The sequence below is a fragment of the Kribbella capetownensis genome (assembly GCF_004331485.1).
Lineage (GTDB): Bacteria > Actinomycetota > Actinomycetes > Propionibacteriales > Kribbellaceae > Kribbella > Kribbella capetownensis.
Genome location: NZ_SJKD01000009.1, coordinates 219,059 through 232,190, shown reverse-complemented (window position 1 = coordinate 232,190; position 13,132 = coordinate 219,059). Strand labels below are relative to the sequence as shown.

At 68.5% G+C, this 13,132-nt stretch carries 9 protein-coding genes and 1 riboswitch; of the genes, 8 read left to right on the top strand and 1 reads right to left on the bottom strand.

Translation table 11 applies throughout. The features are described 5' to 3' along the window. Positions 1-25: 25 nt before the first annotated feature. The gene (locus E0H75_RS34185; RefSeq protein WP_131517839.1) at positions 26-2,296 is read left to right on the top strand and encodes an MMPL family transporter; all 2,271 of its coding nucleotides are present in this window, start codon (positions 26-28) and stop codon (positions 2,294-2,296) included. On the opposite strand, the gene E0H75_RS34180 is transcribed toward E0H75_RS34185, so the two are convergent. Further along, complete coding sequence (locus E0H75_RS34180) at positions 2,290-3,189, bottom strand: 5-aminoimidazole-4-carboxamide ribonucleotide transformylase (RefSeq protein ID WP_337589524.1); 900 nt, start codon at positions 3,187-3,189, stop codon at positions 2,290-2,292. The genes E0H75_RS34185 and E0H75_RS34180 overlap by 7 nt on opposite strands. Before the next feature lie 41 nt (positions 3,190-3,230). Continuing rightward, a riboswitch (ZMP/ZTP riboswitch) is annotated at positions 3,231-3,315 on the bottom strand. A 38-nt stretch (positions 3,316-3,353) separates the two neighbouring features. Between E0H75_RS34180 and E0H75_RS34175 the strand changes: the two genes are divergently transcribed. The 7 genes from E0H75_RS34175 (at position 3,354) to serA (ending at position 13,086) form a co-directional block, all read left to right on the top strand. Further along, the gene (locus E0H75_RS34175; RefSeq protein ID WP_131517837.1) at positions 3,354-4,343 is read left to right on the top strand and encodes a hypothetical protein; all 990 of its coding nucleotides are present in this window, start codon (positions 3,354-3,356) and stop codon (positions 4,341-4,343) included. A 226-nt stretch (positions 4,344-4,569) separates the two neighbouring features. Further along, entirely contained in the window at positions 4,570-6,237 is a 1,668-nt protein-coding gene (ilvD, locus tag E0H75_RS34170) for a dihydroxy-acid dehydratase (RefSeq protein WP_131517836.1), read from the top strand. 280 nt (positions 6,238-6,517) lie between these two features. Next, the gene (locus E0H75_RS34165; protein ID WP_131517835.1) at positions 6,518-8,266 is read left to right on the top strand and encodes an acetolactate synthase large subunit; all 1,749 of its coding nucleotides are present in this window, start codon (positions 6,518-6,520) and stop codon (positions 8,264-8,266) included. Between the two features lie 76 nt (positions 8,267-8,342). Beyond that, complete coding sequence (gene ilvN / locus E0H75_RS34160) at positions 8,343-8,978, top strand: acetolactate synthase small subunit (protein WP_131517834.1); 636 nt, start codon at positions 8,343-8,345, stop codon at positions 8,976-8,978. A 63-nt stretch (positions 8,979-9,041) separates the two neighbouring features. Beyond that, the gene (gene ilvC, locus E0H75_RS34155; protein WP_131517977.1) at positions 9,042-10,061 is read left to right on the top strand and encodes a ketol-acid reductoisomerase; all 1,020 of its coding nucleotides are present in this window, start codon (positions 9,042-9,044) and stop codon (positions 10,059-10,061) included. Between the two features lie 114 nt (positions 10,062-10,175). Next, on the top strand, positions 10,176-11,372 hold the full coding sequence (locus E0H75_RS34150) for a S1 family peptidase (protein WP_238163432.1): 1,197 nt from the start codon (positions 10,176-10,178) through the stop codon (positions 11,370-11,372). Between the two features lie 115 nt (positions 11,373-11,487). Next, positions 11,488-13,086, top strand: a complete 1,599-nt coding sequence (serA, locus tag E0H75_RS34145) for a phosphoglycerate dehydrogenase (protein WP_131517832.1) — start codon at positions 11,488-11,490, stop codon at positions 13,084-13,086. Positions 13,087-13,132: the final 46 nt, after the last annotated feature.

Below are 13,132 nucleotides of genomic sequence, written 5' to 3'. Positions count from 1 at the left end.
GGGCGCCTGGGGGAGGGGGCGCCCTATGCATGCGTTTCTGGATCGGCTCGGCCGGGGGGCCGCACGATTTCACTGGTTCGTGATCCTCGGCTGGGTGGTCGTCGTGGCCGGGTTGTTCGTTCTGCGGGCGGCGTTCGGCGGCACGTACGTCAACAACTACACGGTTCCGGGCAGTGAGTCGTCTGCTGGACTGACGATCCTGAACAAGGACTTCTCCACAGCCGGCGGGTACTCCGGATCGATCGTCTTCCATGCGAAGTCCGGGACGGTCTCCGAGCAGTCCGACGCGGTCAAGACGTCGATGGCGGCGGTCGGCAAGCTGCCTGACGTCGTGTCGGCCGTCGATCCGCTGGCGACGTCATCGACGACGTACATCTCGAAGGACGGGAGCGTCGTCAACGCTCCGGTGTCGTTCTCGGTGGTGCCGGCGTCGCTCGACAGCACCTACCTCGACAAGCTGGACGCGGCCGTCCAGCCGGCTCGGGCCGCCGGGCTCGAGGTCGAGTACGGCGGTGGCGCGGGGCAGATCGGCAAGCAGGCCGACGATGCGTTGTCGGAGGCGATCGGTCTGGCGCTCGCTCTGCTGTTGCTGTTCCTGATGTTCCGGTCCATCACCGCGTCCGCGCTGCCGTTGGTGGCCGCGGTCTTCAGCGTCGGCGGTGGGCTCGCCGTACTCGGGCTGCTCGCGGCTGTGAAGGACTTCCCGGTCTCGGCGCCGACCGTCGCCACCCTGCTCGGACTCGGTGTCGCGATCGACTACGGCCTCTTCATGGTGTCGCGCCATCGAGAACAGCTGGACGACGGCATGGGGATCGAGGAATCGGTCGGTCGGACGGAATCGACCTCCGGCGCAGCCATCCTCGTCGCCGGTGGGACGGTCGTCATCGCGATCCTCGGCCTGTACGTGTCCGGCGTACCGTTCGTCGGCGCGCTCGGTCTGTCGTCGGCGATCGTGGTCGCTGTCACCGTACTTGCCGCCCTGACGCTGATCCCGGCCATGCTCGGTCTGGCGAAGTTCCTGGTCCTGAACCGCAAGGACCGGCAGCACCTGGCGGAGGAACGGGAGCTCGAGGCCGGCCTCGACAACGACGTGGCCGTGGCCGAACACCGGGCCGAGGAGCGCGAACGGCGCGACATCAAGCACGAGCAGAGCGCCTTCGCCCGCTGGGGACGCAAGGTCAGCGACCGGCCGTGGCCGTACGGCATCGTCGCCACGCTGGTGCTGCTCGTGCTGGCGATCCCGCTGCTGTCGATGAACCTCGGCCAGCTCGATGCCGGCACGGATCCGGAGCAGGACTCGAGCCGGAAGGCGTACGACCTGGTTGCGCAAGGCTTCGGCCCGGGCGCCAACGGTCCGCTGACGGTCGTCGTACAGCTCCCGACCGAGAGCTCGACCGACAAGCAGACCCTGCTGAACGGTCTCGCGTCGACGCTGCAGAAGACTTCCGGCGTGGCCGCCGTACAGCCGCCGAGCCTGAACAGCTCCGGTACGACGGCGATCATCAACGTCATCCCGACCACGTCGCCATCCGCGGCGGAGACCGAGGACCTGGTCAACCGGATCCGTGACGACGTACTGGCCGGGCAGCAGGAGCCGACGTACGTCGTGGGCACGACTGCCGGGTACGTCGACTTCACCGAGAAGGTTGCCGGGCGGATGCTGTGGCTGATCGGGGCCGTGGTACTGCTGGCGTTCCTGCTGCTCACGGTCGCGTTCCGATCGCTGCTGATCGGGGTCAAGGCCGCGATCCTCAACCTGCTGTCGGTCGGAGCGGCGTACGGCGTGATCGTCGCGGTGTTCCAGTGGGGCTGGGGATCCTCGCTGGTCGGGATCGACGAGAAGGTGCCGATCCCGTCGTTCGTGCCGATGCTGATGTTCGCGATCGTGTTCGGGTTGTCGATGGACTACGAGGTCTTCCTGCTGTCGCGGGTGCACGAGGCGTGGATCGCGACCAAGGACAGTCACCGCGCCGTCGCGATCGGCATCGGCGCGACGGCCCGGGTGATCACCACCGCGGCCGCGATCATGATCGTGGTCTTCCTCAGCTTCGTCCTCGACGACGACCCGACGGTCAAGATGCTCGCGGTCGGCATGGCGGTCGCCGTACTCATCGACGCCAGCATCGTCCGGATGGTGCTGGTGCCTGCCGTGATGACGCTCCTCGGCGACCGCGCGTGGTGGCTGCCGCGGTGGCTCGACCGCATCGTCCCCGACATCCAACTGGAAGGCGGCCCCACGCCACCTCCACCAACTCCCCAGGCAGCCCCCAAGGTCGACGAACCCGCCGCTCAGTGACGAAACAGCCGCACCCCGGTCCATGACAACGTGATCCCACGAGTCGCGCACGCGGCGGCTACCTCGTTGGAGCGGATTGAGCCGCCGGGTTCGGCTATGTGGGTTACGCCGTGGCGGTGGGCTTCTTCGATGTTGTCGGTGAAGGGGATGGCGCCGTCGGAGACCATTGCGACTCCGGTCAGCGGTGCAGACGAGCGACGCGACCACCACTCGTCGGCCTTCTCGCCGGCTAGGCGGACGCAGTCGACTCTTGACTGTTGGCCGGCGCCGATGCCGATTGTGGTGCCGTCCTTCACCATCGCGACGGTGTTCGACTGCGTGTACCGCGCCACGATCATCCCGAGCAACAGATCCCGGGCCGCCGCATCCGGTACTCGCGTATCCAGCAGCTCACGAGTCAGCGGCAGATCATCCCGCTGCTGCGTCAGCCGTAGCCCGTGCACCTCGCGCACCTCGACATCCGGCGGCTCGAACGACGCATCGGCTTCGAGGACGAGAAAGGTCCCACGCTTCTTCCCAGCCAACGTCCCGACGACGCCCTCGTCGTACCCAGGCGCAATGATCCCGTCGCTCACGACCCGCTTGAGCACCGCCGCAAGCTCGGCGTCGACCGGATGCGACACCGCAACGAAATCGCCGTACGACGACTTCGGATCGGCATCACGAGCTCGCACATACGCGGCGCTCACCGAATCCGCCAGCGCAGCACCGGCAGGGGAGACGTGCTTGTACGACGCAGCCGCGACCACCCCGAGCGCCGCGGCCGCCTCCCGCACGAGCTGCCAACCGGTGAGTGCATCCAGAACATTGATGTACGACGGACTCCCGCTGACAACCGCGAACGGCGCCCGATCGGACACGGGCGTCATCGTGGCGGACTGGTGTGGGTTCATTCCGTAACGCATCCAGCGACCTCCGAGATCTGAGAGGGCATCGGAGGCGCCCAGGCGGACGACGCCTTGCTTGCCGGCTGACCGCTCCCCGGTGGTGCTCCACCCTCGCCAGTCGCGGTCGTTCGGCAGTCTATTCGGGCAACCCGCACACGTACGATCCGACCATGGGGATCTTGTCTCGCAAGGCGGTGGATGTCTCCAGGCTTCGGCTTGATCAGGCGTGGGCCGATGCCGAGCTCGATCGGGCGTACGCCGCTGTGCGCGCCGGCGATCTGTCGACGGGGATGGCGTTGTTGAAGGCGACACCGGCGAATACCGGGCTGCGGTCGGTGCGGGTGGTGGGGCTGGGGCAGGCGGCGGTCGGGCACAGTGAGCAGTTGGAGTTGCGACTGGAGGCGTTGCCCGGCGACCCGGATCTGATGCTGTGGTTCGGGCAGACGTTGGTGTTCGAGGCGTGGCAGGTGCGGACCGGGAGCCGCGCAAGGTACGTCTCGGAGCAGCAGTTCGCCACGTTCCATGACGTCCTCGGGATCGCGGGCGCAGTACTGGATCATGCGATCGATGCGGCGCCCGACGATGCGGCACCTTGGGAGGTGCTGCAGTGGGTCACGGTCGGACTGCAGTCGTCGATGGAGGTCAAGGACAACGTCTTTCGGTCGGCGGTGGAGCGGCATGCCGACAGCTACGCCGCGCACAGCGGGCGGGTGCAGGTGCTGGCCCCGAAGTGGTCCGGCCTGGATCTCGCCCAGCTCGTGCACTTCGGTCATCAGGTGGTGGCGAACGCACAGCCGGGTAGCGCGCTCTGTGTCGTCGCCGCGCAGGTGCTCAACGAGGTGTGGGTCGACGTACTCGGCGACACCGAGCTCTCCCGGCTGCAGCGGGGTGCCCGTTTCACGCGCGAGGTCTCGAACCGGCGCGAAGAACTGCTGGCTGCGCGGGACAAATGGTGGATTCCCGGACGCGAGCAGCAGCCGGAGGACATCTCCGCCCACGGCGCGATGGCGTTCGCGCTGAAGGCGGTCGGTGCCAAAGCCGCGGCGATGGAGCACGCCGCACTGACCACAGGCCGGATCGAGAGCCTGCCCTGGGGTTATACCAACGACCCCGACCCCCTCACCGCCTTCGCCACCGCGGTGGCACGCCAGATGTCCTGATTACGACGGACTCGCAGGCGCCTAGGCGGTGTACAGGCCGACAGGTAGTGCACCTGCGATACACCGTACGCAGCACCCTCGGCGCGCTCGACTGAACTATGAACGGTCCGACACCTCCTGTCGATCTGCACGCCCCAACCCCCGGCCCGCACTGAGAGGAGGCAACTAACCAACCTTGCAGAGTCATGAAGGCGTTGTTGATTCACCAAGGAATAGAGTGAGCCGCATGGTCGATGTGAAGCCACGCAGCCGGACGGTCACCGACGGACTGGAGGCGACCGCGTCGCGCGGGATGCTTCGCGCGGTCGGGATGGGCGACGACGACTGGGCCAAGCCACAGGTCGGGGTCGCGTCGAGCTGGAACGAGATCACTCCGTGCAACCTGTCCCTGGACCGGCTCGCGAAGGCGGTCAAGGAGGGTGTGCACGCGGCCGGCGGCTACCCGCTGGAGTTCGGCACGATCAGCGTCTCCGACGGCATCTCGATGGGTCACGTCGGCATGCACTACTCGCTCGTCAGTCGCGAGATCATCGCCGACTCGGTCGAGACCGTGATGGAGGCCGAGCGGCTGGACGGGTCCGTCCTGCTGGCCGGCTGCGACAAGTCTCTGCCCGGCATGCTGATGGCCGCCGCGCGTCTCGATCTGGCGAGTGTGTTCCTGTACGCCGGTTCGATCATGCCCGGCAAGCTCGGCGACAAGGACGTCACGATCATCGACGCGTTCGAGGCGGTCGGTGCCTGCCTTCGTGGCCTGATCACGCAGGACGAGGTGGACGCGGTCGAGCGCGCCATCTGCCCGGGCGAAGGCGCCTGCGGCGGCATGTACACCGCGAACACCATGGCCGCGTCCGCCGAAGCGCTCGGTATGTCGCTCCCCGGCTCGGCCGCACCGCCCGCGGTCGATCGCCGCCGCGACGGCTACGCGCGCAAGTCCGGTGAGGCCGCGGTCGGCCTTCTGCAGAAGGGGATCACGGCCCGCCAGATCCTCACGAAGGAAGCCTTCGAGAACGCCATCGCCGTCGTGATGGCGCTCGGTGGCTCGACGAACGCCGTACTGCATCTGCTCGCGATCGCGCGCGAAGCCGACGTCGACCTGACACTGGCCGACTTCAACCGGATCGGCGACCGGGTCCCGCACCTGGGCGACCTCAAGCCGTTCGGGCGGCACGTGATGACGGACGTGGACCGCGTCGGCGGCATCCCGGTCGTCATGCGGTCGCTCCTCGACGCCGGTCTGCTGCACGGCGACTGCCTGACCGTCACTGGCAAGACAATGGCCGAGAACCTCGCCGACATCGCCCCGCCGGACGTCGACGGCACGATCATCCGCGCGCTGGACAAGCCGATCCACGGCACCGGCGGCATCACGATCCTGCACGGCTCGCTCGCGCCCGAGGGCGCGGTGGTGAAGAGCGCCGGCTTCGACTCCGACGTCTTCGAAGGTACGGCGCGAGTCTTCGACGGCGAACGCTCCGCCATGGACGCGGTCGCCGAACTCAACCCCGGCGACGTCGTGGTGATCCGCTACGAAGGCCCGAAGGGCGGCCCCGGCATGCGCGAGATGCTCGCGGTCACCGGCGCGATCAAGGGCGCGGGTCTCGGCAAGGAGGTCCTGCTGCTCACCGACGGCCGGTTCTCCGGCGGTACGACGGGACTCTGCGTCGGCCATGTCGCACCGGAGGCCGTCGACGGCGGCCCGATCGCGTTCGTCCGCGACGGCGACCGGATCACCCTCGACGTCAAGAACCGCACCCTCGACCTGCACATCAGCCCCGGCGAACTCGAACGCCGCAAGGAGGGCTGGACTCCGAACACGCCCGCGATCACCAAGGGCGTGCTCGGCAAGTACACCCGCCTGGTCCGCTCGGCCTCCGAGGGAGCCGTCTGTATCTAAAGACTGTCATCTCAGAGAATGAGACGTCACGCTGTCCAGCTTGACCGCGTCGCGGTCCGCAGGCGAATAATGCCTACATGCGATCGATTCTCCTCGTACTTGTGCGGCGCGCCGACTGACGCGACCACTGAGTCGAGCGCGCCCCTTCAGCCAACCCGGCGGAAGGGGTTTTTTGTTGCCAGGGCGACTATCTGAGACCCAGATGTCGCGAAGCGACAACCACAAGCGAGGATGGGTCGGTCGCGACAAGCCATAACGTGACAGGACAAGGAAGGCACTCATGAGTGAGCAGCTGACCGGGGCACAGGCTCTGATCCGTGCACTGGAACATGCCGGGGTGGACACCGTCTTCGGCATCCCGGGTGGCGCGATCCTCCCGGCGTACGACCCCATGCTCGACTCGACCCAGATCCGCCACATCCTGGTACGTCACGAGCAGGGCGCCGGCCACGCCGCCCAGGGGTACGCCTCCGCGTCCGGCAAGACCGGCGTGTGCATGGCGACCTCCGGGCCGGGCGCGACCAACCTGGTGACGCCGATCGCCGACGCGTACATGGACTCCGTCCCGATGGTCGCGATCACCGGTCAGGTGGCCAGCGCGGCGATCGGCACGGACGCCTTCCAGGAGGCCGACATCCGCGGCATCACGATGCCGATCACCAAGCACAACTTCCTGGTCAACGACCCGAACGACATCGCCACCACGGTGGCCGAGGCGTTCCACATCGCCTCGACCGGCCGCCCCGGCCCGGTGCTGGTCGACGTGACCAAGGACGCGATGCAGGCGCGGGTCGACTTCCAGTGGCCGACCGAACTCTCGCTGCCCGGCTACCGGCCGGTGACGCGGCCGCACCCCAAGCAGGTGCGCGAGGCGGCCCGCCTGATCGCCGCCGCCGAGAAGCCGGTCCTGTACGTCGGCGGTGGCGTGATCCGGGCCCAGGCTCACGCCGAGCTGAAGGAACTCGCGGAGCTCCTCGGCATCCCGGTGGTGACCACGCTGATGGCCCGCGGCGCGCTGCCGGACACCCACGACCTGCACTTCGGCATGCCGGGCATGCACGGCTCGGTGTCCGCCGTCGGCGCGCTCCAGCGCTCCGATCTGCTGATCTGCCTGGGTGCCCGCTTCGACGACCGGGTCACCGGCAAGCTCGACTCGTTCGCCCCCGAGGCGAAGGTCATCCACGCCGACATCGACCCGGCCGAGATCGGGAAGAACCGGGCCGCCGACGTGCCGATCGTGGGTGACTGCAAGGAGGTCATCACCGACCTCATCGCCGCGCTCCAGACCGAGATCGCGAACGCCGGCAGGACCCCGTCGTACGACACCTGGCGGCACCAGCTCGAGGCCGTGCGGGCCAAATACCCAGTCGCGTACGACGAACCCGAGGACGGCAGCCTGTCCCCGCAGTACGTGATCGAGCGGATCGGCCAGATCGCGGGCCCGGACGCCGTCTACACCGCGGGCGTCGGCCAGCACCAGATGTGGGCCGCGCACTACCTCCCGTTCGAGAAGCCCCGCCATTGGCTGAACTCCGGCGGTCTCGGCACCATGGGGTACGCCGTTCCGGCCGCGATGGGAGCCAAGGTCGCCCGGCCGGACAAGACCGTGTGGGCCATCGACGGCGACGGCTGCTTCCAGATGACCAACCAGGAGCTGGTCACCTGCGCGCTGGAGGGCATCCCGATCAAGGTTGCCGTGATCAACAACCAGTCGCTGGGCATGGTCCGGCAGTGGCAGACGCTGTTCTACGACAAGCGCTACTCCAACACCGACCTGCACTCGGCCCGGATCCCCGACTTCGCCAAGCTGTCCGAGGCGATGGGCGGCGTCGGGCTGCGCTGCTCCGACCGCGACTCGGTCGACGCCACGATCGAGAAGGCGATGGCGGTCACCGACGCGCCGGTCGTGGTCGACTTCGTCGTGCACCGCGATGCGATGGTCTGGCCGATGGTCGCGGCCGGCACCAGCAACGACGACATCCAGATCGCCCGCGACATGGCGCCGGCCTGGGACACCGAGGAGCTCTAGTGACTGAGCGAAGCGAAGGAACCATTCAACAGAGCGAGCATCGCTCAGCGGCGCCCGGAGCGAAGCGAGGACGTCGATGAGCAAGCACACTTTGAGCATCCTGGTGGAGAACAAGCACGGTGTGCTGGCCCGGGTGGCCGCGCTGATCTCCCGCCGGGGGTTCAACATCGACTCCCTCGCGGTCGGTCCGACCGAGCACCCGGAGGTGTCCCGGATGACCATCGCGGTCAGCGTGGACGAGCAGCCTCTGGAGCAGATCACCAAGCAGCTGAACAAGCTGGTGAACGTGATCAAGATCGTCGAACTCGAGCCCAGCCAGACCGTGCAGCGTGAGCTGCTGCTGGTGAAGGTCAAGGCGGACACCCTGACCAGGGGACAGGTGCTGGAGACCGTCCAGCTGTTCCGTGCGAAGGTGGTCGACGTGGCTCCGGACGCGATCACGATCGAGGCGACCGGCAATCCCGAGAAGCTCGAGGCCATGCTCCGGGTGCTGGAACCCTTCGGCGTCCGCGAGCTGGTGCAGTCCGGCATGGTGGCGATCGGCCGGGGCAGTCGCTCCATCTCCGACCGCACACTGCGGCCGGTCCCGGTGCCGCCGCCGCACGTCGCGTCGGGCCCCCCGAACCTGCAGGCGCAACCCGCCGATCGACCCCATCACCCGGTGCCGGCGCCGCCGCCGGGCCGACCTGTGGCCCCGGCCCGCCAGGGCTGAGCCGACAACAAAGCGCCGTACCGAATATCTACAGAGGAGAAGAGCGCCACAGTGGCTGCTGAAATGTTCTACGACGACAACGCCGACCTGTCGGTGATCCAGGGCCGCCACGTGGCCGTTCTCGGCTACGGCTCCCAGGGCCACGCGCACGCGCTGTCCCTGCGCGACTCCGGCGTCGACGTCCGGGTGGGCCTGCCCGAGGGCTCGAAGAGCCGGGCCAAGGCCGAGGCCCAGGGCCTGCGCGTACTCAGCCCGGCCGAGGCGGTGGAGGAGGCCGACGTGATCGTCGTCCTCGCTCCGGACCCGGCCCAGCGCAAGCTCTACAAGGAGGCCATCGAGCCGAACCTGGTCGACGGCGACGCGCTCGTCTTCGGTCACGGCTTCAACATCCGGTTCGGCTACATCAAGCCGCCGGCCGGCGTGGACGTGTTCATGGTCGCCCCGAAGGGCCCGGGTCACCTGGTCCGCCGGGAGTACACCGAGGGCCGCGGCGTACCCGTGCTGGTAGCGGTCGAGCAGGACGCCACCGCCAAGGCGTGGGACCTCGCGCTGTCGTACGCCAAGGGCATCGGCGGCCTGCGGGCCGGCGGGATCAAGACCACCTTCACCGAGGAGACCGAGACCGACCTGTTCGGTGAGCAGGCCGTCCTCTGCGGTGGTGTGTCCGCGCTGATCCAGAACGGCTTCGAGGTACTGACAGAGGCCGGCTACCAGCCCGAGGTCGCGTACTTCGAGTGCCTGCACGAGCTCAAGCTGATCGTCGACCTGATCTACGAAGGCGGCATCGCCAAGCAGCGCTGGTCGGTCTCCGACACCGCCGAGTACGGCGACTACGTGTCCGGCCCCCGCATCATCGACGCGTCGGTCAAGCAGCGGATGAAGGAGGTCCTCGGCGACATCACCGACGGCACCTTCGCGGCCCGCTTCATCGCCGACCAGGACGCCGGCGCGCCGGAGTTCGCCGAGTTCCGCAAGCAGAGCGAGTCGCACCCGATCGAGGCGGTCGGCAAGGAACTGCGCGGCCTGATGGCTTGGGTCAAGTCCCACGACGAGGACTACGTGGAGGGCACCGCGGCCCGCTGACACGACGTTGTGATAGGCCCGGACCATCCAGGTGGATGGTCCGGGCCTTGTCGTTTGGCACAATCAGTGACGATTGTGGTCTGGACTGGTGATGGTTGGGGGAGGTGAGCCTTGGTGGAGGACGGCAGGCAGGCGCTGCCGCGGCCGCCTCGGCGTGTGCCCGTGGGCGCCGGCGTCCTCACCCAGCTGCAGACCCCGGTGCCACGAACCCCGCGACGAGGGCCGCGGCCGCCGTGGAAGTTCGGCCGGTTCCTGGCCGGCCTCCTGGTCGTCCTGCTGATTCTCGGCGCCGGTGCTTCGGCCGGCTGGCTGATCCGCGCGCAGAGCCTCAAGATCGACACGGCGAAGGTCCTGGACCTGGCCGGCCCAGGCGTCGTACGCGTGCTGGCCACGACGTGTGCGGGGGACGGCGAGGCGAGCGGGGTCGTGATCGGTGACGGGCTGGTCCTGACCGCGGCGTCCGCGATGAGGCAGTCGCTGTCGATGGCGATCGTGACCCCTGACGGCCGGATCCGCCGGGCCAACCTGCTCGGGACCAGTCCGGACGGAGTCGCCGTACTGCGCATGATCGGGCGGCTCGACGAGGACCCGGTGCCGCTGGCGCCCACGGACCCGGACCGGAAGGCCGAGCGTGCGCACATCGGCTACACCGCGGCCGGGAGGCAGGCCGTCCAGAAGGTCGGTACGACGGACCGCCCGCGGACGCTGACCGAGATCATGAACACGGCCAAGCTCGGCGGCCCTGTCGTCGACAAGTCCGGCCAGCTCGTCGGCCTGGTCGTCGGTGACACCGCCAAGACCGCCTCAATCGTCCCGGTCGCCCGGCTGCGCGAGTACGTCGTACCGAATGCGCCGGCGCTCACGCCCGAACCGGGTGGCACGTGTGTGCGGTCGCTCGGCCCGCAGACCCCGATCGTCCCGGAGTTGCTGGTCTCGAAGACCAAGCTGGCGATGGAGGCGCAGCGACTGCTCGGCACCTACTTGACGCTGATGAACCAGCACGACTTCGGCGGCCTGCGGACGGCGTACTACTCCAAGCGGCTGCTCGGTGCGCTGTCGGAGGAACGGGACCGCGACAGCCACCAGACGACGTACTTCTTCGGCGCCAGGATCACCGAGGTGACCACCAACGCCCAGGGCGTGAACGCCCGGATGATGTTCACCGTGCTGTTCTCGCCGAACGCGAGCGGAGCGAAGGGCCAGACCTGCAACCGGCTGGACGTCCGCTACCGTCTGGTCCGGGAAGGCAACCGGCTCAAGGTCGACCAGGGCAGTTCGGTGAACGTCGCACAGAGCTGCGACACCGACTGACCGTCATTCGGGTCGCCCGGCGGGTCTTACCGGCGACGAGGTACCATCGCATCAGCGGGCACAGCGCGGTGCTCTGACTTTCGAGCCCCTACCGCTTCTGCAGGAGACTTCTCCCATGACTGACGTAACCCGGCCCGTCGTCCTGATCGCCGAAGAGCTGAGCCCGGCCACCGTCGAGGCCCTCGGCCCCGATTTCGAGATCCGGCACACCAATGGCGCCGACCGCGCCCAGCTGCTCCCGGCCATCGCCGACGTCGACGCCATCCTGATCCGCAGCGCCACCAAGGTGGACGCCGAGGCACTGGCCGCGGCCAAGCGCCTGAAGGTCGTCGCCCGGGCCGGTGTCGGCCTGGACAACGTGGACGTGAAGGCCGCCACCCAGGCCGGCGTGATGGTGGTCAACGCGCCGACCTCCAACATCGTCAGCGCCGCCGAGCTCGCGGTCGCGCTGCTGCTGGCCACCGCGCGCCGGGTCCCGGCCGCCGACCAGTCGCTGAAGAACGGCGAGTGGAAGCGCAGCAAGTACTCCGGCGTCGAGCTGTTCGAGAAGACCGTCGGCATCGTCGGCCTCGGCAAGATCGGCGTTCTGGTCGCGCAGCGGCTGGCCGCGTTCGGCATGAGCGTGATCGCCTACGACCCGTACGTGCAGGCCGGCCGGGCCGCTCAGATGGGCGTGCGGCTCGCGTCCCTGGACGAGCTGCTCGCGGCCAGCGACTTCATCTCGGTGCACCTTCCGAAGACTCCGGAGACCATCGGTCTGATCGGCGACGAGGAGCTGCACAAGGTCAAGCCCGAGGTCATCGTGGTGAACGCGGCCCGCGGCGGCATCGTCGACGAGCAGGCGCTCTTCACCGCGCTCAAGGAGGGCCGAGTGGCCGGCGCCGGTCTGGACGTGTTCGCGTCCGAGCCGTGCACCGACTCGCCTCTGTTCGAGCTCGAGAACGTGATCGCCACCCCGCACCTGGGCGCGTCGACCGACGAGGCACAGGAGAAGGCCGGCATCGCCGTGGCCAAGTCGGTCCGGCTGGCACTGTCGGGCGAGCTGGTGCCGGACGCGGTCAACGTCCAGGGCGGCGTGATCGCCGAGGACGTCCGGCCGGGGATCGGTCTGACCGAGAAGCTGGGCCGGATCTTCACCGCACTGGCCGGTGGCGTCGCGCAGCAGCTCGACGTCGAGGTCCGCGGCGAGATCACGCAGTACGACGTGAAGGTGCTCGAGCTCGCCGCGCTCAAGGGCGTGTTCGCCGACGTGGTCGAGGACAACGTGTCGTACGTGAACGCGCCGCTGCTGGCGGCCGAGCGGGGCCTCGAGGTCCGGCTCGTCACCGACCACGACAGCCCCGAGCACCGCAACCTGATCACCCTGCGCGGGACCCTTGCCGACGGCATCCAGGTGTCGGTGTCCGGCACGCTGGTCGGGGTCCGGCAGTCGGAGCGGCTGGTGGAGATCGACGGGTTCGACGTCGAGATCGAGCTGTCCGCGCACCTGGCTTTCCTCACCTACGAGGACCGGCCGGGCATCGTCGGCCAGATCGGCCGCATCCTCGGCGACGCGGAGGTCAACATCGCCGGCATGCAGGTGAGCCGGGACCGCAAGGGCGGCAAGGCGCTGGTCGCGCTGGCAGTCGACTCGGCGATCGCGACCGGCGTACTGGACGACATCGCCGGTGCGGTGCAGGCCGATACGGCTCGCACTGTGGACCTGGAGGCGTAATTCAGGCGAACGACTGATTTACTGGAAGCGGTCAGCCGCCCGCAGG